This window comes from Perlucidibaca sp. (assembly GCF_057084925.1).
In genome coordinates this window covers 40,024-62,221 of the sequence record NZ_JBXMRC010000026.1, presented here as the reverse complement: position 1 = coordinate 62,221, position 22,198 = coordinate 40,024, and the positions used below count along the sequence as shown (strand labels likewise).

Sequence of the window (22,198 nt, the reverse complement as noted above, 5' to 3'; positions counted from 1 at the left end):
GTTTCGATTAACTACGGTCGACTAACATTCCTCTGCAATTCTCCTAAGTATCTCCCCCTGCCATTGACTCAAGTGCGACAGAGCCCTGCCGAGAAAGCCTGCAAGCTCAGGTCATAGACAAAGCAGGGACATAAAAATGAAGTTACTTATTGCCGACGACAGTAAAGCCATGCGGTTGGTTATCGGCCATATGCTGCGCCAAGCTGGATTTCGCGGACACGAGATTGTAGAGGCCGCTGATGGTGCAGAAGCGCTGGAGCTGGCGAGAAGCCAACGACCCGATGTGATTTTGTCGGACTGGAACATGCCGAATAAAAATGGCATCGAGTTTCTCCAAGATCTTCGTGCTGATGGCGACAAAACACCGTTCGGATTTGTGACCACGGAAGTGAGTCAAGAAATGCGTGAGCTTGCCGAAAGCTCTGGTGCGGCCTTCCTCATCGGCAAGCCCTTTACCCCGGAAGATTTTCAACGCGCCCTCGAAACGTATTTGGGTTAAGGAGCCTCGCCATGAGTGACTACCAATTACCCAGCCCCGAAGCGGTTGCTCAAACGCTCTCAGCCTTTGTGCGCCGAGATGTCTATGTTTCTTTAAGTCAGCAGGGCGGAGATGGTCACTTGCCTCTGGCGGGCTTGTATCACGATGGCCACCAGAAGTTGGTGGTGGCATGCATGGCCGATGTGGCTTTTGCCGCATCCTCAGCGGCTGCTTTTGCATTGATTCCGGCGCGGGTTGCCGCTGAGTCAGCCGCAGCCCAAAAGCTCGATGAGTCGCTTGCTGAGATATTTGCGGAAGTCTTAAACGTGATGTCGCGGCTCTTTACTCACCACGACAACGTTCGCGTCACGCTGGCCGAAAAAGTACTGCCGGGTCAGTCACTGCCTGCTGAACTGGCGACATTGAGCAATGAGAATTGTTTGGATTTAGTCGTCGATATTGATGGCTACACCAAAGGTCGACTCATCTTATGCCTCTTAACCAGTTGATGTTGGAGGCATAGCCATGAGCTTTGATGATGATCTCAGTGAGTTTCACGCCATCTTCTTTGAAGAGGCAGCGGAGCACCTAGCCAGCTTGGAAACACTCTTGCTGTCACTGGATCTTAATCAGCCTGATAGTGAAAAGCTCAATGCCATATTCCGCGCTGCTCATTCAATTAAAGGCAGTGCATCGACATTTGGCTTTCCCGATATGGCCTCGGTGACGCACGACCTGGAGACCCTGTTAGATCGGGTGCGAAAGCAAGAGCTTCAGCTGTGTGAGCGCATCATTGATATCACGCTGGTGGCGCGTGATGTGCTGCTGGATCAGTTGGCGGCTCACCAAGGCGGTGAGCAGGTGCCAGAACAGCGCGTGACAGATGTCATTGCCAAAATACGCGCTATTGCCAACGAGGAAGAGTCTGCGCTCGTCCTAGCCGCGCCTGAGGTCAGCGACGGCACTGCTTCAGTTGAAAGCAATGTGGTCGCACTGGACGTAAAAGTTGCGACGGAAAGCAAGCAGCAGTCAGCAGCCCCAGCGAGTGAAAGTAGTTCGATCCGCGTCAGCATTGAGCGCGTGGATCAGTTGATCAATTTAGTCGGCGAACTGGTCATTACCCAATCCATGTTGGCGCAAACGGCGCAGCTCAATCAGGTCACGGATGAACCCATAGACTATGAGCGCCTGCAAGAGCGACTTCAGCAGCTCGAGCGCAATACGCGTGAGTTGCAAGAGTCGGTCATGAGCATACGCATGTTGCCGGTCAGTTCAGTGTTCAGCCGCTTTCCACGCTTGGTACGTGACTTGGCCGGTAAGCTCAATAAGCAAATCGAGCTGCGTACCGTGGGCGAGGGCACTGAAATTGACCGGGGTGTGATTGAGAAAATTACAGACCCCTTAACGCACCTCATTCGCAACAGTGTGGATCACGGCATTGAAACCGTGGATGAGCGCATCGCGGCCGGTAAGCCGGTGAAAGGTTTGGTCACACTCACGGCGTGTCATCAGGGCGGCAGTGTGGTGATTGAGATTCGCGATGATGGTCGCGGATTAAACCGAGACAAATTACTCGCCAAGGCGCGCGAACGAAATGTCTTTGTGCCCGATAACCCCAGTGATCAGGATGTTTGGCAGCTTATCTTCGCGCCAGGGTTTTCCACCGCTGAAACGGTGACAGATGTGTCGGGTCGTGGTGTGGGCATGGACGTGGTCCGGCGCAATATCGAACAACTGGGTGGGCGTGTTGAGCTCACCTCGGTCACCGGTAAAGGCACCACCATCAGTATTCGTTTGCCACTGACTCTGGCCATTATGGATGGCATGTCGGTTGGTATTGGCGACAACACCTATATCGTCCCACTCACCACCATTATTGAGTCGCTACGACCACGCCAGGAAGATGTGAAAACGGTCGCTAGCACGGGCCGGGTCGTGTTTGTGCGGGGCGAGTACTTGCCGCTCGTTGCACTGCACGAGGTCTTTGGTTTAACGCCCATTTCCAATCGCCCGGAGCAGGGCATTCTCATCATTGTTGATACCGAGTGTGGGCGCGCTGCGCTCTTCGTGGATGAACTATTGGGTCAACGTCAGGTTGTTATCAAAAGTCTGGAATCTAATTATCGCAAGGTGCCGGGCATTTCGGCGGCCACCATCATGGGCGACGGCAGTGTCTCCATGATCCTCGATGTGTCTGAAGTTGTTCGGCTGGCCAAGCGTCCGCCATTAGCGTGTGCGGTATAGGAGAAAGTAATGGATCGTCAGCAATCCCAAGATGGAAAGCCTCGTACCGGGCAAGAGTTTTTGACCTTTGCACTGGGCGCTGAGGAATACGGCATCGATATTTTGAAGGTTCAGGAAATACGTTGCTATGAAAAGGTTACGCACATTGTTAACGCGCCTGGCTTTATTAAAGGCGTGATTAATTTGCGTGGAATCATTGTGCCCATCGTGGATTTACGTCTGAAGTTCAACCTCGGCAGTGCGGAGTACACCGCCTTTACCGTGGTCATTATTTTGAATATTTCCGATCGCGTGGTGGGCGTGGTGGTCGACAGCGTGTCGGATGTGATTCAGCTCGATCCCGAAGAAATTCGTGAAGCTCCCCCGCTGCATGGCGATTTGGACACCCGCTTTATTCGCGGCTTAGCCACCCTGAATGAGCGCATGGTGATTTTGATGGACATAGAAACTTTGATGAGCAGTCCGGATATGGCGCTAGTCGCCGATGCCGCCTGACGCACACTACCGGAGAGAAAACATGAGAACGAATTTGCCAGTGACCGGTGTAGAGCGTCACTTAGAGGAAGGCCAATACATCCTGTCTAAGTCCGACTTAAAGGGCTCAATCACCTATGTGAATCGAACGCTCATTGAAATGAGCGGATTTACAGAGGTTGAGCTGATGGGGCAGCCGCACAATATGTTGCGCCATCCCGATATGCCGCAAGAAGCTTTTCGGGATTTTTGGGAAACCCTTAAGGCTGGGAAGGCATGGAGCGGCATCGTTAAAAATCGCTGTAAAAATGGCGACCACTATTGGGTGATGGCAAACGCCTCACCAATTTTCCAAAATGGTACGGTTGTTGGCTATATGTCGGTGCGCTCAAAGCCCGACCGAAAGATGGTTGAAGCAGCTGACGAGCTTTATCGGAAAATGCGTAATAAAGAAACCACAGTGACCATGAGTGAAGGTCGTGTGGTTCCGTCAGGTTTAAAACTATTTTGGCATCATTTTAATGAAATGCGACTCGCCAGCCGCATGGCGCTAATTTTTACGATCACGGTTGGATTGTGGCTATTAGTGGGCGGCTTGGGCTTGAACGGTATCAATAGTTCTGATCGAGATATTGATGATATTACCAATCAACGCATGCGGGCCAACACATTGCTTAGCCAGATATCGGCATCCTACGCGGTGGATATTATTGATGCGGTTAATAAGGCCAATGCCGGGCTAATAAATGCTAGTGATGCACTCGGTCGAGTTGATAAAGCGGAAGTTGAAATTGAAAAAAACTGGGCATTATTAAAGTCACTGGATCATTCTGAAAAAGCAGAAGGCCTACTCAATGAGGCAGATAGACTACGTCAGCAGGCGGTGCAGGACATTGCTCGCTTGAAGCAGCGCCTTGCAAATTCTTCGGGCATGGTGACTGGGCAGTTAGGGGAGTTTGATGGCCCGCTATATCGCCGGATCGACCCTCTCAGTTCAAAATTTTCTGAAATTACTGCGGTGAAAGAGGCCACTATTCTTCGCGTCGTAACGGATATTAAGGCCGAGCACGATGCCGAGCGTAAAGGTATGTGGGCCACAATTATTCTCGGTGGTTTATTGATTGCGGTGTTTATGTGGCGACTTTATGGCGTGATGACTCAGCCGCTGCTGCGTATGCGTAAGCAAATGCAGGAAATTGGTCAGGGGAATTTCACGCTGATGGTGGTGAAAGACCGTGCCGATGAAATTGGCGATGTGTCTGACGCCTTTAAGTCGATGTTTGTGAAGCTCCGCTTCGACATGGCCGATAGCCAGCGTGCCGCTGATGAGGCGCAGCGTGTCGGATTCGCACTCGACAATGTCAGCACGCCTGTGACGCTGTCGAACGAAGAAAATAATCTCTTCCACATGAACACTGCCGCTCGAAATCTTTTGGAGCAGATTTTCAAGAGCTCGGCTGCGGTAGACAAACTGTTTGGCCATCCGCTGGCTGAATCGTTGAACGATGAAGCGTTATTAGCCATCACGCGGGGTCGTTTGAGCAAGCCCATGATAGCGGAAGGCCAAGTTGGGGATCGCATCATCCGGCTTTCGACGAACCCAGTAATTGATGAGCGCGGTGTTTATCTGGGACGTGTTTGCCAGTGGTTAGACAGAACAGCAGAGCTCGCCGCCGAAAAAGAAGTAGCGACTATGGTGGAAGCGGCCGCAGCAGGGGACTTCTCTCAGCGCATTCGGGTCGATGACAAATCCGGCTTCTTTAAAACGCTGGCGCAAGATCTAAATCTGTTCGTGGAGGCCGCAGATAATGGTCTCGCAGATGTGGTGCGTGTACTGAATGCGTTGGCTCAAGGTGATTTGACGCAAACCATTGATCGCGATTATCGCGGCACCTTTGCGCAAATGAAGACGGATGCTAACGCCACGGTGGCGCAACTGAAGCAAATCGCCAGCACTATTACCGAGGCGACAGAAGCTATTAATAACGCAGCTAAAGAGATTGCTGCTGGCAATGCGGACCTGTCGCGTCGTACCGAGTCGCAAGCGGCCAGCCTCGAGCAAACGGCGTCGAGCACGGAAGAGCTTACCAACACCGTGCGTAACAACGCAGACAATGCCACTAAGGCTAGCCAGTTGGCGCGTACCTCATCGGAGGTGGCTGATCGTGGGGGTCGTGTGGTGAGTGAAGTGGTCACCACCATGGGTGCTATCGCGGAGTCGTCGAGCAAAATTGCTGAAATCATTAACGTCATTGATGGCATTGCCTTCCAGACCAATATCTTGGCGCTGAATGCGGCAGTAGAGGCCGCACGAGCCGGTGAACAAGGCCGTGGCTTTGCTGTTGTGGCGGGCGAAGTGCGTAACTTGGCGCAGCGTTCTGCATCAGCAGCTAAGGAAATTAAAGAGTTAATTTCCGAGTCAGTTAATAAGGTGTCCAACGGCTACAAGCTGGTCGAAACAGCCGGTAAGACCATGGAAGAAATCGTTGAATCGACGCAGCGTGTGTCGTCGATCATGACGGAAATTTCCAGTGCATCCGAGGAACAACGCACCGGCATTATTCAGCTCAACCAGGCCATTACCAGCATGGATGAAACCACCCAGCAGAACGCGGCGCTGGTGGAAGAAGCGGCAGCCTCTGCTCAATCGCTGGAAGATCAAGCGTCTAGTCTCACACAGGCGGTGAGCGTGTTCAAAATATCGGGCCGCACCGATCGTGTCACAAACACCAGGCCGTCAAATGTGGAGCGACTGCCGGTTCGTCAGCCCATGCCAAGAGCTGCAACGCGCTCTTCTGCTGCGGCCAAACTAAATGATGAGTGGGAAGAGTTCTAAGCAAATCCAGGGGCTGCTTCGGTAGCCCCTTTGGCGATCTACGGCGAGAAAGGATGAGTTATGAAGGCCCATATCGGTATTCTCGATAAAGAAGAGCGCAGTTTCGAATTTAATCAGCGCGACTTTAAAACTGTGCAGAAATTGATTTACGAGCATGCCGGTATTCGACTATCTGACGCGAAACAAGACATGGTTTATAGCCGGATGATTCGGCGGTTGCGAGCCACTGGCCTAAACAGTTTTGCCGACTACCTACGCCTCATTGAAACCGATAAAGTGGAGTGGGAGGCCTTCGTTAACAGCCTCACCACGAACCTCACGTCCTTCTTCCGGGAGGAGTACCACTTCCCGATGTTGGCAGAATTTCTTAAGCAGAAATCGGGTCAAATTCGCATTTGGTGTAGCGCAGCCTCTACGGGGGAAGAGCCATATTCCATTGCCATGACGGTGATTGATGCGTTAGGCGCCGATGCTGATCGTGTTGAAATTGTGGCGACCGACATTGATACCAGTGTGTTGGCGAAGGCCGAGGCCGGTGTGTATAGCGAAGATCGCATTGAGCGTATTGACGCCAAATACAAAAAATACTTTCTCAAAGGCTCTGGCTCACGTGCCGGCTTGGTTCGCGTAAAGCCCGAGGTTCAGCGCCTGGTCAGTTTTCGACAGCTCAACTTACTGGCGTTGGATTGGCCCGTTGAAGGCGAATTTGATGTGCTCTTTTGCCGAAATGTGCTGATTTATTTCGACAAAGAAACCCAGCGCAAAGTCCTTGAGCGATTCATTCCACTGATGTGTCGTGATGGCTTGCTCTTTATCGGCCATTCAGAGTCGTTATTGCACTTGAGTGAGCTGTTTAAGCTGCGCGGTAAAACGGTTTATGAGTTGCGTCAGACGGGCAAAGTGACATGACACGCCTACTGCAGCGTGCCGTTAGAGGTCAGCCCTTACCGGGGGATGACTATCTCGCACGCAATCGATTTCATGATCATCAATTCAACTGTGATGTTGTGAAAATTATGCCCGGCGAATTTTTCGTCAGCTCCGGCAACGTTGCGCTAGCGACGGTGCTGGGTTCGTGTGTGTCTGCGTGCCTTTGGGACCCTGTCACCCGAGTAGGTGGCATGAATCACTTTATGTTGGCCGATGCTCGGGGAAGAGCGGACAGCATGCGCTACGGACAGTTTGCTATGGATACCTTGCTTCAGCATCTCTTAGCTGCCGGTGCGTTGGCGAATAGCATCGAGGCGAAACTGTTTGGCGGTGCTCGTGTTATGCGAGGACTCACGCACAGTGAGGTTGGACGCCAAAATGTGAGCTTTGCCTTGGCGTATTTAAAAAAACAAGACATCCCGCTGGCCGCTAGTGATCTCGGGGAAACCTGCCCCCGTAAGCTGTATTTTTTTCCGGATAGCGGTCAGGTCAAGCTTCGGCGCCTGCGAGCGGATGAAAGCTCTTTAGTGATTCGCGAAGAGCAAGAGTACCAACAGCGCATGATTCGAGGGGTCTGAAATGACAAGTTTAGCTTCTGATACAGACTCCCTCAGCACACAAAAAATCCGTGTGGTGGTGGTGGATGACTCGCCTTCGATGCGCTTATTGCTGGAGAAAATGATAAATGCCGAAAGCGATATGGTGGTGGTGGGGTGCGCAGAGGACCCATTTGCTGCCCGCGAAATTATTCGTGAGTTACAGCCAGACGTGGTGACCTTAGACATTGAAATGCCTGGCATGGATGGTCTGGACTTTCTCGAACGCCTGATGCGTCTGAATCCCATTCCGGTGCTGATGATTTCCAGCCGCACCGAGCAAGGCAGTGATTTTACCTTGCAGGCGCTGGAGCTGGGCGCGGTAGATGTGGTGTGTAAGCAAGGGTTGGGAGGAAAAGACGGCTTATCCGCGATGGCTAAAGAGGTCACGGATAAAATTCGACTTGCTGACCACAATGCCTCCCAGTCCCGGCGCAGAAACCCCATGCAAGTGATTGACTCTGCCCTTGTTAGTCCAACGAATGCAGCTTTTAACGCGGCCAAAATTATTCTGGTGGGCGCATCTACCGGTGGCACAGAAGCCCTGAAGCAATTTATTGAGGTTCTTCCCCCTAATTCGCCGCCCGTCTTGATTGCCCAGCACATGCCCGAAGGCTTTACGGCACGGTTTGCTAAGCGCTTAGACGATTGTTGCAAGGTAAGAGTAAAAGAAGCCGTGGATAAAGACATTGTGCAAGCTGGTTGGGTGTATATCGCGCCCGGTCACTCACACCTTGAAATTCATCGTCGCAGCGATGGTCGTTTTGAAACGCGTTTATCTAGCGCGCCAGAGGTGAATCGTCATCGCCCTTCAGTCGATGTGCTCTTTGATGCAGCGGCTAAAACCGTAGGCGCCAAAGCCATAGCCGTGTTGTTGACGGGTATGGGAAAAGATGGCGCCGCTGGCTTGCTGCGTTTGCGCGAGCAGGGCGCTTATACGCTGACTCAAAGTGCAGAAAGTTGTGTGGTCTACGGTATGCCCCGAGCGGCAGTGGAGATGGGGGCATCGCAAGCTTGTGGCGCGCCTTCTGAATTGGCGAGCAAGGTGCTTGCCGCCGCCCGTCAGGCCTAAGTCTCACTCCGCCAGTATTTTGACGATCGTCAACGAGACGACGCTTTAAAGTGGCTGCAGATTTATAAGCCATTGAATAATATGGTAAATTTAGTTGGCACATGAGTTGCTTTGTTAACAATATGGCGGGTCAATATTGTTAGGAAATTAACTCATGAACAAGAAAGTCATCATCCTTAGCCTCGTGGGTGTGCTGGTTTTAGCCGGCACTGTGGGTGGCACCTTACTTCTTGCTAAAAACTTTTTGATGCCTCCGGCAGTCAGTGCTGCGGCCACAAGCCCAGCCGCTGAACCTAAGCCATTGGTAAAAGAAGCTCAGTACAAAACCATTGATCCTACTTTTGTCGTCAACATTCAAGACGGCGCTCGCTATCGCTTTTTGCAGGTAGAAGTAGACGTGATGACGCGCGATACCACCGCGATCGCACGGCTCGAAAAGGTCATGCCACGCGTGAAAAGCGAGCTGACCATGCTCTTTGGTTCCTTGCTTCGCGAAAACGTACAAACCATCGATGGGCAAAAAGCACTGCAAGCGCAAGCACTGGAGCTGATTAACAACGTCTTAAAAGAAGAGACAGGGAGTGACGGAATAGCCGCCGTTTATTTCACCAAATTTGTTGTGCAATAAACGGAGCAGGTCATGAACGAGATTCTAGAGCCGGCTGAAATTGATGCGCTCATGCATGAAATGCGTGGACCGGAAACGGCTCAGCCTCAGGCTGCCGATGGCCGCGATCGCTATGACTTTGCCACACAAGACTATGCCGTTCAGCGCCTAATTCCTGCGCTCTCGTTAGTGCAAACGCAATTTGCCGAGGCGTTAAAGCAGCGCTTACGCCAGCTATCCCCCGATATCCAGGGTGTGAGAGCCGAGCGTATTGCGGTCATGAAATTTGGTGAGTTGCAACGCATGCTCACGCCGCCTTGCGATATCAGTGTGATTCTCGCATCGCCCTTGGGTGCTCCCATTTATTTGGTGTTTGAGGCCGACTTGGTCTTTGCCCTGGTCGATCAATTTTTCGGTGGCCGAGGCGGGGTAGGAATTAAGCGACTGCAAAGTGAGTTTTCGCCTTCCGAGGCGCGCTTTATGCAACAGCTTGGGCGCACGTTGCTGCCGGACTTGGGGCAGGCCTGGCATAGCGTGGTGGATATTTCTCCGACGCTGTTAGAGCGCCACAGTGACCTGCGCTTTGTCGATCACCTCAAGCAAAGCGATAACCTGCTGGCCGCGCGCTTCGCGATCACCATGCCCGGTCATGACTGTGGCGTATGGATGTTGGTGCCTTGGGCGGCCATTGATCCTGTTCGGGAGCATCTGGGCGGGCAGGGTCGCGCCAGCCGCCAAGAGCATGATGAGCAGTGGCGTCAGCGCTTGCTCGCCGGTATCGAGGCCACCAGCTTAAGTGTCGTGGCACGTCTGAATGAAAGCACGATGTCGCTCTCTAAGGTCTCACGATTGGCCGTTGGCGATGTGTTGCCGATTGATTCCCCGCAAGGTGTGACGTTGCTCATTGAGGATCTCGCGCTGATGGCGGGTACGTTCGGCACGCATCAAGGGCAGTTAGCCGTGAAAGTCCATCATCAAATTCACCCCATGTCACGAAGTGCCTAATCATGAGCCACGACCACGAGGATAACGCCATGTTTGAAGATTCTGTTGCTGGCGTCACCAGCGAAGCTGCTGAGTTAAAGGAATTAAAGGATGGCGGTGGCCAGGCCGAACGCCCTCTGGCGAACGTCAATCTCGACATGATTATGGATGTCAGCGTGACGGTTTCGATTGAAGTGGGTCGTGCACGCATGAGTATTAATGACCTGCTGAAGCTCAGTCAGGGCGCCATCATTGAGTTGGATCGCATGGCCGGTGAGCCGCTGGATGTGCTTGTTAATGGTACCTTGGTGGCTCGCGGTGAGATTGTGGTAGTGAAAGAAAAGTTTGGCATCATGCTGACCGAGGTCGTCAGCCCTGAAGAACGCTTACGGCGTTTGCGCTGAGGGGCGGGTCATGAACAAGCTCTCAATAGTTTCTTTGCTGCTTCTGTCGCTACCAGCGCAGGCATCCGCTAGTGCCAGTCAGGTCACGCCGCTGTCGTTGGGCAGTGTGTTTTCGGTGATTTTTGGCTTGATCGTGGTGCTGGCCTTACTGCTCGGTACCGCCTGGATCGTTCGGCGCTTGCAGCGGTTACAAACTACGTCTCCCGGCATTTTGCAGCCAATTGCACAGCAGCAATTTGGCTTAAAAGAACGCGTGATGCTGCTGCGTATCGATCAAGAAAATATCCTCATTGCCTGCACCGGCAATGGCATTCGCACCTTGCATACCTGGCAAGGGCCGCTACCTGCGGGAATTAATGCCCAAACCGTAGCGCTTGAAACGGCGCCTTTCGTGGACTATTTGAAGCGGCTCATGGCGGAGCGTCGGTCATGATGCAGGGACTAACAAGCCCGCGCATGGGGGCGCGGAGGCCGCGCCTAGGCAAGGGACTGTTACTGCTCATGTGTTTGCTCATGCCCGTATCGGTTTGGGCTGAAACCAAGGGCTTGCCAATGATGTCCGTAGGCCCAGGGGCTAAGGGCGGCCAAGAGTACAGCGTGTCAATTCAGCTGCTCGCCATCATGACCATGCTGACGCTGTTGCCCGCCATTTTGTTGGGTATGACCGCGTTTCCTCGCATCATTATTGTCTTGGCACTGCTACGCACGGCGCTTGGTACCGGCCAAACCCCGTCGAACCAAATTCTGCTGAGTGCCGCCTTATTTTTAACTCTGTTCATCATGTATCCGATTATGGAGAAAGTGCATGAGCAGGCTGTTGTGCCCTACATGGAAGAGAAGCTCGCCTTTGAGCCTGCACTCGCCAAAGCAGCCGAGCCCATGCGTGGCTTTATGCTGGCGCAAACTCGGGAAGATGACATTGCCTTGTTTGCTGGCATTGCCAAGTTAGACAACTTTCAAACGCCCGCCGATGTGCCATTTCCGGTGCTGGCTGCTGCCTTCTTAACCAGTGAACTAAAAACAGCCTTTCAGATTGGCTTTCTCCTGTTTATTCCCTTTGTCGTGATTGATCTGGTAGTAGCCAGCGTACTTATGGCCATGGGCATGATGATGCTCTCGCCCATGATCGTCTCGCTGCCGTTCAAAATCATGCTGTTCGTTCTGGTGGATGGTTGGGCCTTGCTCATGGGCTCACTCGCCGCCAGTTTCCAAAGCTGAGGTTTGCTATGACACCCGATATGGTGATTGAAATTGGACGTCAGGCCCTCGTGGTGACTGCGCTGCTATCGGCACCGCTCCTGATCTCGGCACTGGCGGTGGGTTTGCTGGTGGGTATGTTTCAAGCGGCCACGCAAATTCAAGACATGACGCTCAGCTTTATCCCTAAGTTAATTGTTTTGGTCATCGCCTTAGGCCTGACAGGTCATTGGATGCTGGGCTTACTCATTGATTACACGCGAAATTTATTTCTCATGATTCCAGGCATTGCCGCCTAGTGAGAGGCTGAACGTGATAATTACCGATGCTCATATAGCGACATGGATTAGCGCGGGTTGGCTGCCATTCGTGCGCATCAGTGCAGCGATGATGGCCGCGCCGTTGTTTAGCCATCGTGCCATTCCTCGGCAAATTCGACTGGGGGTGGCGTTGATGGTGGCGGTTTTGCTCATGCCTTGGCAGCCGACCATCGCAGACTTTAATCCCCTGAGTTTGCAAGGTCTGCTACTCACCGCCAATGAGTTACTGCTGGGTATTTGTTTGGGCTTTATGGTGCAGTTGGTGTTCGAGGCGGTGATGTTTGCTGGTCAATTTATTGCCACTGGCATGGGGCTAGGCTTTGCCAGCGTCATTGATCAGCAACAAGGTATTTCAGTGGCCGTGGTCGGGCAGTTCTACATGCTCATCACCATGCTGCTGTTTCTCGCCATGAATGGGCACTTAGCGTTTATTCAATTAATTGCCGACAGTTTTGCCGTGTGGCCCGTGGGTGCTGCAGTCGTTCAGGCCGAGACATTTTCAGTCGCCTTTAACGCCATCGGCGGCATGTTGCGTAACGCACTGGGTATTGCCTTGCCGGCGGTTGTCGCACTCTTGGTCGTGCAAATTGCCATGGGCGTGATGAGTCGTGCTGCACCGACCTTGAATCTCTTTGCCGTTGGTTTCCCGGTCACGCTCATGTTGGGCTTGATTGTGTTGGAGCGCACCTTGCCGGCGTTATTGCCACAGGTTGAACGCTTGTTAAGTATTGCCTTCAGCAACATGGGTGCAATTTTGGAGACTGCTCATGTCATCCGGTGACGACGGTCAGGAACGCACCCAAGACCCTACGGCTAAGCGTCTGCAAGACGCCAAGGACAAAGGCCAAGTCGCTCGCTCACGCGAGCTCTCGACCATGTTGGTTATGATTTCCTGCGCCGCTGCCTTTCTCATATTGGGCGACAGTCTGGGTCAGGGCTTTATGCGTCTCTTTCGCTACTGCCTTTCGCCACAATTTCTTAGCAGTCGCAGCAGTGATGAGTTGCCCGGGGCCTTCATGGAAGTCTTGGTCGATGGCCTATGGCTAACCTGGCCCATTATGGTGGTGTGCATCGTGGCGGCGATTTTGGCCTCGGTGATGTTGGGCGGGATGGTGTTTTCACTATCGTTCAAGCTTGAAAAGCTCAATCCCATTACAGGTATTGGCCGGCTTTTTTCCATGCAAAGCGTGGTTGAGCTGATCAAGTCCGTGGCCAAAGTGGTCTTCATTGGCGGTGTAGCCTGGATTTTATTGGATCAACTCACCGACGACATCCTTGGGCTGTCGCTGCAAACAGCCGATGTGGCCGTTGCCGGCAGCGCGCGCTTGATGCTGTGGTTCCTGTTGATGGTGAGTTTGCCCTTAATTCTCATCGCGCTGATGGATGTGCCGTGGCAGCTCTGGAGCCATCACAAGCAGTTGCGCATGACTCGCCAAGAAGTCGTTGATGAACACAAAGAAAGCGAAGGGCGACCCGAAGTAAAACAAAAAATTCGCGAGTTGCAGCAGGCGGTTGCACGGCAACGCATGATGACCAAGGTGCCTACTGCAGATGTCATCATTACCAACCCAACGCATTATGCCGTGGCCTTGCGCTATGACTTACGCCAAGGGCAGGCACCCATCTTGGTGGCTAAGGGCATTGATGAGGTGGCCGCCCGTATTCGCGCCTTGGGTGAGCAGTCTCAGGTGCCCTTAGTGGCATCACCACTGTTAGCACGCGCGGTCTATGCCAGTTGCGATCTAGACCATGAAATTCCGGCAGGGCTCTACCTCGCCGTGGCGCAAATTCTGACCTATGTCTATCAACTCAAGCAGTGGAAGGAGCAGGGCGGCGACATGCCTGATGCGCCCGTGCCCGAGGTTGATGAGCAATATCTCAAAGGCCATGCCATGGCCCCAACACCGACTGAGGAAACCCCAAGATGAGCACGCTCAATAACGCGTCGGTGCGAAACACACTCACGGATTTTGCCGGCAATGGCCTGGGGATTTTGCTGCTCCTGATGGCATTGTTGGGCATGTTGGTATTGCCCATTCCTCCCTTCCTGTTGGATTTGTTTTTTACCTTCAATATCACCTTGTCACTGGTCATTGTCTTTGCCGTGATCTATGTGAAACGACCAATGGATTTCAGTGCCTTCCCCAGTGTCTTGCTCTTAGCCACCTTGCTGCGGCTAGCCTTGAATGTAGCCTCAACGCGTGTGGTATTGCTTGAAGGCCATCAAGGCCCGGGCGCTGCGGGGAAGGTGATTGAGTCTTTTGGTCACTTCATTATTGGCGGCAACTTTGCTGTTGGCATTGTGGTGTTTGCCATTCTCGTCATCATCAATTTCATGGTGGTTACCAAGGGCGCAGGGCGCGTGTCTGAAGTCACCGCGCGTTTCACGCTGGATGCCATGCCGGGCAAGCAAATGGCCATTGATGCGGACTTAAATGCGGGCGTGCTGACGCAAGAAGAAGCGCGCACTCGCCGCGAAGAGGTGCGCATCGAAGCGGATTTTTATGGCGCGATGGATGGTGCCAGTAAGTTTGTTAAAGGCGATGCCATTGCCGGCATTCTCATTCTGTTTATCAACCTCATCGGCGGCATGATGATTGGCATGATGCAGCATGATTTATCGGCCGCTAAAGCCGCTGAGTACTATGTTTTGCTCAGTATTGGTGATGGCTTGGTGGCGCAAATTCCTGCGCTGCTGTTATCCATTGCCGTAGCCATTATTGTGACCCGCATTTCCCGCTCGGGCTCCATGAGCGATCAGGTCATGGGGCAGATGTTTGATAACCCCCGTGTGCTGTATTTATCGGGCGTGGTGCTATTTCTCATTGGCATTATCCCCAACATGCCGCATGTGGTGTTTCTGTTATTGGCTGGACTCTGCTTTGGCGGAGGTTGGCTGATTCAGCAACGGGCGCTGTCGCCAGAGTTTATTGCGGCGGGGGAGTCTGCCTTACCGGAAGCCAGCACGAGCTCAAAAGCTGCCACCGACATTCAGTGGGAGGATGTGACTCAAAATGATGTGATGGGTCTGGAGGTTGGCTACCGACTGATTCCACTGGTTGATCGAAACCAAGGTGGCGAGCTCATCGCACGAATTACCGGTGTGCGAAAAAAGCTCTCGCGAGACTTAGGTTTCTTGGTGCAGTCGGTACATATCCGCGACAACTTAGACATGTCGCCCACGGGTTACCGCCTATTGGTGCTGGGTGATGTGGTGGCTCAGGGTGACATTCAACCCGGATTGGACATGGCCATTAATCCGGGGCAGGTGCATGGCAATTTACGCGGCATGCCAACGCGTGACCCGGCCTTTGGAATGGAGGCCTTGTGGATTGAGCCCGCGCTACGAGATCAAGCGCAAACCCTGGGCTATACCGTGGTCGATTCGGGAACGGTCATTGCCACGCATTTGAGTCAGGTTATTCGTCAGCATGCGCATGAATTGCTTGGCCATGAAGAGGTTCAGCAATTGCTGGATCGCCTGGCCGAAACCGACCCAAAATTGGTCGACAACTTAGTACCCAAACAATTGCCCTTGAGTGTTGTCGTGCGTGTGCTGCAGAACCTCCTGCGAGAAGGCGTGTCCATTCGCAGCCTACGGCTCATCGCCGAATCTTTGGCGGAGCAAGCCCCCCGTAGCAAAAATCCTGACGAGTTGCTGGAGGGTGTTCGTGTTGCATTGGGCCGCATGATTGTTCAGGAAATCAATGGCTTAAATGAAGAGTTCCCTGTTGTTGTTTTAGATCCAGAGTTGGAACAGATCTTGCTCAATAGCATTAGAGGGGCAGCAGGTGCTGTGGGTTTAGAACCGGGTTTAGCCGAACGATTACAACAGGGTCTGGCGGAGTTTACGCAACGCCAGGAGCTAGCCGGTGAGGTCGCCGTGCTACTGGTGTCACCCAATATTCGGTCTTGGCTGGCGCGATTTATCCGCCGCAGCATCCCCGCACTAAATGTGCTGTCTTACAACGAAGTGCCTGATAACAAGCAGGTGCGCCTGGTGTCCAGCATCGGCCCACAAGGTCGCGCTAGCCAGAATTGATGGGGGTTTGCGCTGAGGCGCAGAGGAGCAAGTAGTAATGAAAATCAAAAAATTTCGTGCCATCGATAGTCAGCAAGCCATGCGTCAGATCCGCGCGGAAGTGGGGCCGGATGCCAGTATTTTGACGTGCTACCAAGTGCCGGAAGGCATCGAATTTGTGGTGGCGTTGGATGCACCTTCATTACTCGATTTATCGGCGCCCTCGGCTTCTAGTGCCAATGTCAGCTCAGCGATACAACGTCAGAAAATTGACAAGGTAAATCCCGCCGTAGAGGCCGACATGGCGAGCTTGAGAGAAGAGCTAGGTTCCATGCGCCACCTGTTGGAAAAGCACTTAAAACGGATCACGGTTCGCGAAGCCTCAGGCCAGCCAGAGAGCGTGGAGAGCAAATCGTCGACTGGACAAATTCAGGCTCAGGGCTTCTCGGGTCTGCTTGAACAGCGATTACACGCCTTGCTACCCGAGCGTGCCCAAGTGGATGACTGGATGTTGGCATTAGAAACCAGCTTATCCGATCTCGACATTGCAACACTGCCGCAGACAGGTGCGATCGCTTTGGTGGGAACGCCAGGTGCGGGTAAGTCGCAGCTGATGGCGACGCTGGCTTTGCAAGCCATTGCTCAAGGACAGGGGCGACACCTTCATCTCATCAGCATGGACAACCAGCGCTTTGGTGCTCGTGAACAACTTCAGGCATTGGGACGCGCCCTGGGCACATCGGTGAGCTTTGCGGTGGATGCACTGGCCTTGCGTGAACAGCTTGCCGAATTGCCGGGAGATACCCAGGTCTTGATCGATACCGCTGGCGTGGATCACCACGATTACACCGGATTAGAAAGTTTAGCGGCTGCCTTAGCGTTTGCAGGTGTTGAAAACCGAGTGTTGGTGTTGGCTGCAGATCGTCAACGCAAAATTCAAGAACAAACCCTGAGCGCCTTTGCCCGCGTGGATGTGACCGGTCTGGTGGTGACATGGGCCGATAGCCTGTGTCTGCCAGGGGAGCTGGCTTCCTGGCTGTTGAGCTCACCGCTGCCTTGGTTAGGGGCGAGCATAAACCGAGATGCCACCCAAGCCTGGATGCCTGCAGACAAAACCCTCCTGATGACGCACACCTTGGCCGACTTAGATTTTCCAGCCCCTGTCGCTGTCACCCGTGTGCCGGACTCTTCCACAACCGAGAGTGTTTCGCGCTGGCGTTGGAACACACGCAGTGTGCCGGCATGAACTCAGTCACTAAAGGAACGACGGCAATGAATCCAGTCCAAGTAATTGCAGTGACCAGTGGTAAGGGCGGGGTAGGGAAGACCAATGTTTCGGTGAATTTGTCCTGTCAGTTAGCCAAGCAAGGTAAGCGCGTGCTTCTAATGGATGCCGATTTGGGGCTAGCTAACGTCGATATTTTAATGGGCTTGCGGCCGGCTAAAAACTTGTCGCATGTTCTGGCGGGTACGTGTGAGTTGCGCGAGACCCTGATGGTGGGGGCATTCGGTGTGACGCTAATCCCTGCTGCTTCGGGCATGCGAGGCATGGCTGACCTGAGCCCCTCCCAACATGCCCGATTGGTGCAGGCGTTTAGTACGCTGGAAGACGACTACGATGTCTTGGTTGTGGATACCGCCGCCGGAATTTCGGATAGCGTGGTGACCTTTAGCCGAGCCAGCCAACATGTGTTGGTGGTCATTACCGAAGAGCCGACATCGCTGGCAGATGCCTACGGCTTAATCAAAGTCTTAGCCCGCGATGCCGGGGTTAAAAAATTCCGAATCGTCTGCAATATGGTAAGCAGCGATGCCCAAGCGCGAAAGGTGTTTGAGCGCCTCTGTGCCGTCACCGAACGCTTTCTGGATGTCCAGCTCACCTTAGAAGGTGCGATTCCTCGCGACGAATTTCTCCTGAAAGCCGTATCGCGGCAAAAACCCGTCAGTGAGTTATTCCCTGCCACCGAATGTGTGCAGGCCTTTAGTCGATTGGCAACGGCTGCTACTGGTTGGCGTTCAACCTCCAGCTTGCGGGGTCACATCGAATTTTTCTTTGAACGTATGTTGCCAGCGCCTGAGGTGAGCATTGCATGTTAACCGCTCACGCAACGTATCAGCAGTACCAACGCGGCAGTCGCGATGAGCTGGTGCTGCAACACGCGGCTCTCGTCAAGCGAACGGCCTTGCACTTGAAGGGCCGGTTACCTCCTAGCCAAGACTTAGATGATCTGATTCAGGCCGGCATGATTGGTTTATTGGAGGCGGCGAGTCACTTTTCTGCCGATAAAGGCGCAAGCTTTGAAACCTATGCCGCCATTCGAATTCGCGGCGCCATGATGGATCAGCTTCGTCGTGGCGGCTGGGCACCGCGCTCGGTCGCGAAATCCGTACGCGACATCAGTAGTGCCAGGCAAAAGGTTGAACAGCGTGTGGGGCGCTCAGCCACCGCCGCAGAGGTGGCACGCGAGTTAGCCATTGATTTACAGACCTATCACGACTGGTTGAACGATGGAGAAGCACTGTATATGTCCAGCTTGGATCAATTGCTGGAAGTACACGCGGAGTCCGGTTTGGTGGCCGATCAGGATCTCTCTGGGCCGCTAAATGAGTTAATGCACGAAGGATTTGAAAGCTCATTGGCCGACGAAATTTCGCGCTTACCGGAGCGCGAAAAAATGGTCATGGCGCTGTATTACGAGCAGAGCCTGAACATGAAGGAAATTGGCTTGGTAATGGGCGTGAGCGAATCGCGCGTTTGCCAGTTACACAGCCAGGCTGTGAGTCGTTTGCGAAAAATGCTGAATGAATGGGCGAGCGAAGCTACATGAAACATGACTGGAGGCATTTACCATGGATTTGATGACAGTCATTGGCGTCATTCTGGCCTTTGTGGCCCTGGTTCTTGGCAGTATTTTGAAGGGCGCGGGCGTTAAGGGGCTATTAGGTGGCGCTGCCTTCGTTATTGTGATTGTTGGGACTGCCGCAGCGGTCATGGCACAGACCCCGAAGTCCGTCATTATGCGGGCCATTAAAATGGGTAAGTGGCTATTTAAGCCACCAGAAATTAATCCTGATGAAGCCATCGCCAATATTGTGGAATGGAGCCGAGTGGCCCGAAAAGACGGGCTGATGGGGCTGGAAGCAAAAATCGATGAAATTTCGGATCCTTTTACCCGAAAAGGCCTCCAGCTTTTAGTGGATGGCGGAGAGCCGGAAAACATCCGTCATATCCTGGAAATTGAGGTTGAGGCATCAGAAGAGTTTGATACAGCCGGTGCCAAAGTCTACGAAGCCATGGGCATTTATGCACCCACGTTGGGGATTGTGGGCGCGGTGTTGGGCCTCATGGCGGTGATGGCGAACCTGGCTGATCCCAGTAAGTTAGGGGCTGGTATTGCTGCAGCATTTACCGCCACGATCTATGGCATCGCCTCGGCCAATTTGTTCTTCCTGCCCTTTGGCAACAAATTGAAATACCACGTTAAAGAGCAGGCAAAAATGCGCACCATGATGATTGAGGGACTGGTGCTGATTGCGCAGGGTGATAACCCCCGCAATATTGAAACGCGCTTACAAGGCTATTTTGTGGGGCATGCCAAACCTGAGGCGAAAGCCAAGGCGAAGGAATAACCATGTCACGCAAACATAAGCATGAAGAGCATATGAACCATGAAGCCTGGGCGATTCCTTATGGCGATTTGGTGACCTTGCTGCTCGCCTTATTTGTGGTGATGTATGCTATCTCTTCCGTGAATGAAGGTAAGTTTCGTGCGGCTTCTGCGTCTCTTTCGGAGGCATTTAAAGGTGTGCCTAGAACGGCTGTGCCGGTACAGATAGGCTCTATTCCGGTGCTATCTAAAGGGCGTGAGTTGGACGTAAACCTGGTCGAAAGTGAGCGCATCGAAGAGGGCGGCGCCATGACCGAAAATCCGAATGACAACTTGTCATCCAAGGAAATGGCGGAGCAGCTCAACGTAGCGATGGCGGATTTAATAAAAGCTAAAGTTATTGTGGTCCGGCAAAATCCCTATTCCATCGAAGTGGAAATTCAAACTGATTTGCTTTTCACCAGCGGTGAGGCCAAGTTGTCGATGAAAGCACAACACATTCTGCAACGCTTGGCGGATGTGCTAAAAGGATTTCCTAACCCGATTCGTGTCGAAGGCCATACCGACAATGTGCCCATTAACAGCAGCGTTTTTCCTTCGAACTGGGAGCTTTCAGCCGCACGCGCAGCGACTGTTGTGCACTTGTTAATGAAGTCCGGTGTGGCCCCGAATCGCATGTCAGTCATTGGCATGAGCGAGTATCGTCCATTGGCAGACAATATCGACGAGGCAGGGCGCAATCGCAATCGCCGTGTGCAACTGATTATTCCCACGCCGGCTTCGGGCCTAAAACCAGCGGCAGGCTCTCCCGCTGCGGCGCCTGTTGAGGATGCAAAACATGAAAGCAAGTCCTCCTGAAGTCTCGTTGATTGAGTCTCTGGAACTCAGCGCGAGTTCATTCGCCGATAATATGAGTGAATCGCTAGTCGGTTTAAATCACTGGCTAGAGCAGCAATTGGGCGCTGAGCTGACAACTGCTTTAGCGGTAGGGTTAGGCTGCGTTTCATTGTTCTTAGCCATTGTGCCGATATGGTCTGCCTGGCGCCGTGCTAGTCCACAGCAATCATCGGATCTAAGCGATACACCCGCACGAGAGTCAATGCTTAAAGAACAGGCCGAGCCCGAAGTGGTGCAAATGCATCCTGAGCGTTTGCAGCAACTCTACGGTGTGCCGCTGGCGCCCACGATGTCGACGCTTAAGCCGGAGGTTCTTGTGGCTGATGACCCCGAGCCTCTGAATAAACCTGAGATGTCGCCCAGTGCCTCGGATATGGCGCTAGGTCTAATCGCAGACTTGAGTGAAGCCTTAGCCAAACAGCAGACAGAGACGGCGGCGTTATGTCAGCAACTCAGTCAGCAGCAGCAGGTTGTTGAGCTCTTAACGAGTCAAATGAAAGCGCAAGCATCGGCTTTTTTATTGCAGGGCGAACGGCTACTGCAGCTGGAGAATGGCGCGAGTAATGAAGCGGCTCCAGAGCCACTACCCGTGGATGACTCACAGCGCTTATCTACCTTTGACCAAGCGATTAGTTTGGCCTCATCGGGTGCCAGTGCGGAACAGTTGATGGCTGAGTGCGGCTTGTCACAGTCTGAGGCTCGTTTAGTGGTGCTGGTACACGGCAAACCTGTCTAGCCCTTAAGTTAGCGGCTTATGCATGACCAATCGTCCCCAATCGGCGGCCACCCTGACAGCTACCCTGGCGCCCGTAGGTCACATCCTGATCAATTTTTAAGATCAACAGCTCCAGTGACTGCTTTAGTGCCAGTTGTTGCTTCGCTAAGCATTGCTCATGCGTGGCATTCAGTTGCTGACAGGCAGCGAGCTCTGCTCGCAAGGATTGCCAAACCGGCATCAGTTCAGTTCCCAAGGTCGCGGGGCTGTTCAAGTCTTTGCCTTGCGCTTGAATGACGCTAGTGAGTTGCGCGTGAGCCACTTCTAAATCGCGAACTAAGCGGACTTTCTCTTCTTGAATTGGCCATAAGCCTTGTGGAGGCCAATGCGCTAGCACGGACGTCTCCTGCTCTAAACACGCTTTGAATTGTGCGACGAGGTTTTGAATGGGGCTAATGGCCTTGAGAATCATGAGATCAACGGGCGACATGTTCTGACTCCGGTAGCGAGTGATTCAAACTAGGCACTTTCCATCGCGATAAAGGCACGCGCAACGGCCTTTGCATCAATCGTAAATTCACCGCGTGAAATGGCATCTTTAATGTCACGTACGCGTGACATATCCACGTCTGGGCTCGCTTTAGCTAGGCTCTGTGCGCGCTCCGTCAGCGTGGGTAATACGTCTTTATTTGCGTTCGACGAGGTGCTCGTTTCAGCCTTAAACAGTGACGGGGACTCACTGCTGCGCGACTCAATGCGGCGAATGACATTCGACGACGCACCATCCACTTTGTTCAGCATGGCTGAAACTCCTT

Annotated in this window: 24 protein-coding genes and 1 pseudogene; 23 read left to right on the top strand and 2 right to left on the bottom strand. The window is 53.0% G+C overall.

Features of this window, described 5'->3' with window-relative positions; translation table 11 throughout:
- Nucleotides 1–136 precede the first annotated feature (136 nt).
- The 23 genes and pseudogenes from AC14IB_RS07740 to AC14IB_RS07630 all read left to right on the top strand — a co-directional run bounded on the left by AC14IB_RS07740 (nt 137) and on the right by AC14IB_RS07630 (nt 21,404).
- Nucleotides 137–499 carry a response regulator gene (locus tag AC14IB_RS07740; protein WP_068858939.1) on the top strand — a complete coding sequence of 121 codons (363 nt, stop codon included), beginning with the start codon at nt 137–139 and terminating at the stop codon, nt 497–499.
- Between the two features lie 11 nt (nt 500–510).
- Nucleotides 511–987: a hypothetical protein gene (locus AC14IB_RS07735; protein ID WP_484231336.1), complete on the top strand. Its 477-nt coding sequence runs from the start codon at nt 511–513 to the stop codon at nt 985–987.
- A gap of 16 nt (nt 988–1,003) precedes the next feature.
- A complete protein-coding gene (locus AC14IB_RS07730; RefSeq protein WP_484231335.1) occupies nt 1,004–2,722 on the top strand; it encodes a chemotaxis protein CheA in 1,719 nt (572 codons plus the stop codon).
- Between the two features lie 9 nt (nt 2,723–2,731).
- Complete coding sequence (locus tag AC14IB_RS07725) at nt 2,732–3,217, top strand: chemotaxis protein CheW (RefSeq protein ID WP_068858946.1); 486 nt, start codon at nt 2,732–2,734, stop codon at nt 3,215–3,217.
- A 22-nt stretch (nt 3,218–3,239) separates the two neighbouring features.
- Nucleotides 3,240–6,032 (top strand): methyl-accepting chemotaxis protein, encoded by a 2,793-nt coding sequence (locus tag AC14IB_RS07720; RefSeq protein ID WP_484231334.1) that lies wholly within the window; start codon nt 3,240–3,242, stop codon nt 6,030–6,032.
- Between the two features lie 60 nt (nt 6,033–6,092).
- Nucleotides 6,093–6,941, top strand: coding sequence for a CheR family methyltransferase (locus AC14IB_RS07715; protein ID WP_484231333.1), 849 nt, complete (start codon nt 6,093–6,095; stop codon nt 6,939–6,941).
- The gene (cheD, locus tag AC14IB_RS07710) at nt 6,938–7,540 is read left to right on the top strand and encodes a chemoreceptor glutamine deamidase CheD (protein ID WP_484231332.1); all 603 of its coding nucleotides are present in this window, start codon (nt 6,938–6,940) and stop codon (nt 7,538–7,540) included. The genes AC14IB_RS07715 and cheD overlap by 4 nt, the downstream gene beginning before the upstream one ends.
- Before the next feature lies 1 nt (nt 7,541).
- Nucleotides 7,542–8,630, top strand: a complete 1,089-nt coding sequence (locus tag AC14IB_RS07705) for a protein-glutamate methylesterase/protein-glutamine glutaminase (RefSeq protein WP_484231331.1) — start codon at nt 7,542–7,544, stop codon at nt 8,628–8,630.
- Between the two features lie 154 nt (nt 8,631–8,784).
- Nucleotides 8,785–9,258 carry a flagellar basal body-associated FliL family protein gene (locus AC14IB_RS07700; protein ID WP_484231330.1) on the top strand — a complete coding sequence of 158 codons (474 nt, stop codon included), beginning with the start codon at nt 8,785–8,787 and terminating at the stop codon, nt 9,256–9,258.
- Between the two features lie 12 nt (nt 9,259–9,270).
- Nucleotides 9,271–10,242 carry a flagellar motor switch protein FliM gene (locus AC14IB_RS07695; protein WP_484231329.1) on the top strand — a complete coding sequence of 324 codons (972 nt, stop codon included), beginning with the start codon at nt 9,271–9,273 and terminating at the stop codon, nt 10,240–10,242.
- Nucleotides 10,243–10,364: 122 nt separating this feature from the next.
- Nucleotides 10,365–10,625, top strand: a pseudogene (gene fliN / locus AC14IB_RS07690) (flagellar motor switch protein FliN); the annotation flags it as partial.
- A 10-nt stretch (nt 10,626–10,635) separates the two neighbouring features.
- Nucleotides 10,636–11,058 carry a FliO/MopB family protein gene (locus tag AC14IB_RS07685; protein WP_484231328.1) on the top strand — a complete coding sequence of 141 codons (423 nt, stop codon included), beginning with the start codon at nt 10,636–10,638 and terminating at the stop codon, nt 11,056–11,058.
- A gap of 23 nt (nt 11,059–11,081) precedes the next feature.
- On the top strand, nt 11,082–11,843 hold the full coding sequence (fliP, locus tag AC14IB_RS07680) for a flagellar type III secretion system pore protein FliP (RefSeq protein ID WP_484231347.1): 762 nt from the start codon (nt 11,082–11,084) through the stop codon (nt 11,841–11,843).
- A gap of 8 nt (nt 11,844–11,851) precedes the next feature.
- Nucleotides 11,852–12,121, top strand: coding sequence for a flagellar biosynthesis protein FliQ (gene fliQ / locus AC14IB_RS07675; RefSeq protein WP_068858975.1), 270 nt, complete (start codon nt 11,852–11,854; stop codon nt 12,119–12,121).
- A gap of 13 nt (nt 12,122–12,134) precedes the next feature.
- The gene (gene fliR / locus AC14IB_RS07670; RefSeq protein ID WP_484231327.1) at nt 12,135–12,923 is read left to right on the top strand and encodes a flagellar biosynthetic protein FliR; all 789 of its coding nucleotides are present in this window, start codon (nt 12,135–12,137) and stop codon (nt 12,921–12,923) included.
- On the top strand, nt 12,910–14,070 hold the full coding sequence (gene flhB / locus AC14IB_RS07665) for a flagellar biosynthesis protein FlhB (RefSeq protein WP_484231326.1): 1,161 nt from the start codon (nt 12,910–12,912) through the stop codon (nt 14,068–14,070). The genes fliR and flhB overlap by 14 nt, the downstream gene beginning before the upstream one ends.
- On the top strand, nt 14,067–16,184 hold the full coding sequence (gene flhA / locus AC14IB_RS07660; protein ID WP_484231325.1) for a flagellar biosynthesis protein FlhA: 2,118 nt from the start codon (nt 14,067–14,069) through the stop codon (nt 16,182–16,184). Before flhB ends, flhA begins: the two co-directional genes overlap by 4 nt.
- A 37-nt stretch (nt 16,185–16,221) precedes the next feature.
- The gene (locus AC14IB_RS07655) at nt 16,222–17,409 is read left to right on the top strand and encodes a flagellar biosynthesis protein FlhF (RefSeq protein ID WP_484231324.1); all 1,188 of its coding nucleotides are present in this window, start codon (nt 16,222–16,224) and stop codon (nt 17,407–17,409) included.
- A 26-nt stretch (nt 17,410–17,435) separates the two neighbouring features.
- Entirely contained in the window at nt 17,436–18,260 is an 825-nt protein-coding gene (locus AC14IB_RS07650; protein WP_484231323.1) for a MinD/ParA family protein, read from the top strand.
- A complete protein-coding gene (locus tag AC14IB_RS07645) occupies nt 18,254–18,991 on the top strand; it encodes an RNA polymerase sigma factor FliA (RefSeq protein WP_484231322.1) in 738 nt (245 codons plus the stop codon). Before AC14IB_RS07650 ends, AC14IB_RS07645 begins: the two co-directional genes overlap by 7 nt.
- 22 nt (nt 18,992–19,013) lie before the next feature.
- A complete protein-coding gene (locus tag AC14IB_RS07640; protein WP_484231321.1) occupies nt 19,014–19,793 on the top strand; it encodes a flagellar motor protein in 780 nt (259 codons plus the stop codon).
- 2 nt (nt 19,794–19,795) lie between these two features.
- Nucleotides 19,796–20,629 (top strand): flagellar motor protein MotD, encoded by an 834-nt coding sequence (gene motD, locus AC14IB_RS07635; RefSeq protein ID WP_484231320.1) that lies wholly within the window; start codon nt 19,796–19,798, stop codon nt 20,627–20,629.
- Nucleotides 20,610–21,404: a DUF2802 domain-containing protein gene (locus AC14IB_RS07630; RefSeq protein ID WP_484231319.1), complete on the top strand. Its 795-nt coding sequence runs from the start codon at nt 20,610–20,612 to the stop codon at nt 21,402–21,404. The genes motD and AC14IB_RS07630 overlap by 20 nt, the downstream gene beginning before the upstream one ends.
- A gap of 16 nt (nt 21,405–21,420) precedes the next feature.
- On the opposite strand, the gene flgN is transcribed toward AC14IB_RS07630, so the two are convergent.
- Nucleotides 21,421–21,873 carry a flagellar export chaperone FlgN gene (flgN, locus tag AC14IB_RS07625; protein ID WP_484231318.1) on the bottom strand — a complete coding sequence of 151 codons (453 nt, stop codon included), beginning with the start codon at nt 21,871–21,873 and terminating at the stop codon, nt 21,421–21,423.
- A gap of 29 nt (nt 21,874–21,902) precedes the next feature.
- Nucleotides 21,903–22,184 (bottom strand): flagellar biosynthesis anti-sigma factor FlgM, encoded by a 282-nt coding sequence (gene flgM, locus AC14IB_RS07620; protein ID WP_484231317.1) that lies wholly within the window; start codon nt 22,182–22,184, stop codon nt 21,903–21,905.
- Between the last annotated feature and the right edge of the window lie 14 nt (nt 22,185–22,198).

What these genes read in the sequence shown, in the direction of transcription:
- AC14IB_RS07650 (WP_484231323.1), top strand. Translation starts at nt 17,436, where the DNA reads ATGAATCCAGTCCAAGTAATTGCAGTGACCAGTGGTAAGGGCGGGGTA.
- flhB (WP_484231326.1), top strand. Translation starts at nt 12,910, where the DNA reads ATGTCATCCGGTGACGACGGTCAGGAACGCACCCAAGACCCTACGGCT.
- AC14IB_RS07715 (WP_484231333.1), top strand. Translation starts at nt 6,093, where the DNA reads ATGAAGGCCCATATCGGTATTCTCGATAAAGAAGAGCGCAGTTTCGAA.
- AC14IB_RS07730 (WP_484231335.1), top strand. Translation starts at nt 1,004, where the DNA reads ATGAGCTTTGATGATGATCTCAGTGAGTTTCACGCCATCTTCTTTGAA.
- flhA (WP_484231325.1), top strand. Translation starts at nt 14,067, where the DNA reads ATGAGCACGCTCAATAACGCGTCGGTGCGAAACACACTCACGGATTTT.
- AC14IB_RS07735 (WP_484231336.1), top strand. Translation starts at nt 511, where the DNA reads ATGAGTGACTACCAATTACCCAGCCCCGAAGCGGTTGCTCAAACGCTC.
- AC14IB_RS07695 (WP_484231329.1), top strand. Translation starts at nt 9,271, where the DNA reads ATGAACGAGATTCTAGAGCCGGCTGAAATTGATGCGCTCATGCATGAA.
- AC14IB_RS07685 (WP_484231328.1), top strand. Translation starts at nt 10,636, where the DNA reads ATGAACAAGCTCTCAATAGTTTCTTTGCTGCTTCTGTCGCTACCAGCG.
- AC14IB_RS07655 (WP_484231324.1), top strand. Translation starts at nt 16,222, where the DNA reads ATGAAAATCAAAAAATTTCGTGCCATCGATAGTCAGCAAGCCATGCGT.
- AC14IB_RS07640 (WP_484231321.1), top strand. Translation starts at nt 19,014, where the DNA reads ATGGATTTGATGACAGTCATTGGCGTCATTCTGGCCTTTGTGGCCCTG.
- fliQ (WP_068858975.1), top strand. Translation starts at nt 11,852, where the DNA reads ATGACACCCGATATGGTGATTGAAATTGGACGTCAGGCCCTCGTGGTG.
- AC14IB_RS07720 (WP_484231334.1), top strand. Translation starts at nt 3,240, where the DNA reads ATGAGAACGAATTTGCCAGTGACCGGTGTAGAGCGTCACTTAGAGGAA.
- AC14IB_RS07645 (WP_484231322.1), top strand. Translation starts at nt 18,254, where the DNA reads ATGTTAACCGCTCACGCAACGTATCAGCAGTACCAACGCGGCAGTCGC.
- AC14IB_RS07740 (WP_068858939.1), top strand. Translation starts at nt 137, where the DNA reads ATGAAGTTACTTATTGCCGACGACAGTAAAGCCATGCGGTTGGTTATC.
- cheD (WP_484231332.1), top strand. Translation starts at nt 6,938, where the DNA reads ATGACACGCCTACTGCAGCGTGCCGTTAGAGGTCAGCCCTTACCGGGG.
- flgM (WP_484231317.1), bottom strand. Translation starts at nt 22,184, where the DNA reads ATGCTGAACAAAGTGGATGGTGCGTCGTCGAATGTCATTCGCCGCATT.
- fliP (WP_484231347.1), top strand. Translation starts at nt 11,082, where the DNA reads ATGGGGGCGCGGAGGCCGCGCCTAGGCAAGGGACTGTTACTGCTCATG.
- flgN (WP_484231318.1), bottom strand. Translation starts at nt 21,873, where the DNA reads ATGTCGCCCGTTGATCTCATGATTCTCAAGGCCATTAGCCCCATTCAA.
- motD (WP_484231320.1), top strand. Translation starts at nt 19,796, where the DNA reads ATGTCACGCAAACATAAGCATGAAGAGCATATGAACCATGAAGCCTGG.
- AC14IB_RS07630 (WP_484231319.1), top strand. Translation starts at nt 20,610, where the DNA reads ATGAAAGCAAGTCCTCCTGAAGTCTCGTTGATTGAGTCTCTGGAACTC.
- AC14IB_RS07700 (WP_484231330.1), top strand. Translation starts at nt 8,785, where the DNA reads ATGAACAAGAAAGTCATCATCCTTAGCCTCGTGGGTGTGCTGGTTTTA.
- AC14IB_RS07725 (WP_068858946.1), top strand. Translation starts at nt 2,732, where the DNA reads ATGGATCGTCAGCAATCCCAAGATGGAAAGCCTCGTACCGGGCAAGAG.
- AC14IB_RS07705 (WP_484231331.1), top strand. Translation starts at nt 7,542, where the DNA reads ATGACAAGTTTAGCTTCTGATACAGACTCCCTCAGCACACAAAAAATC.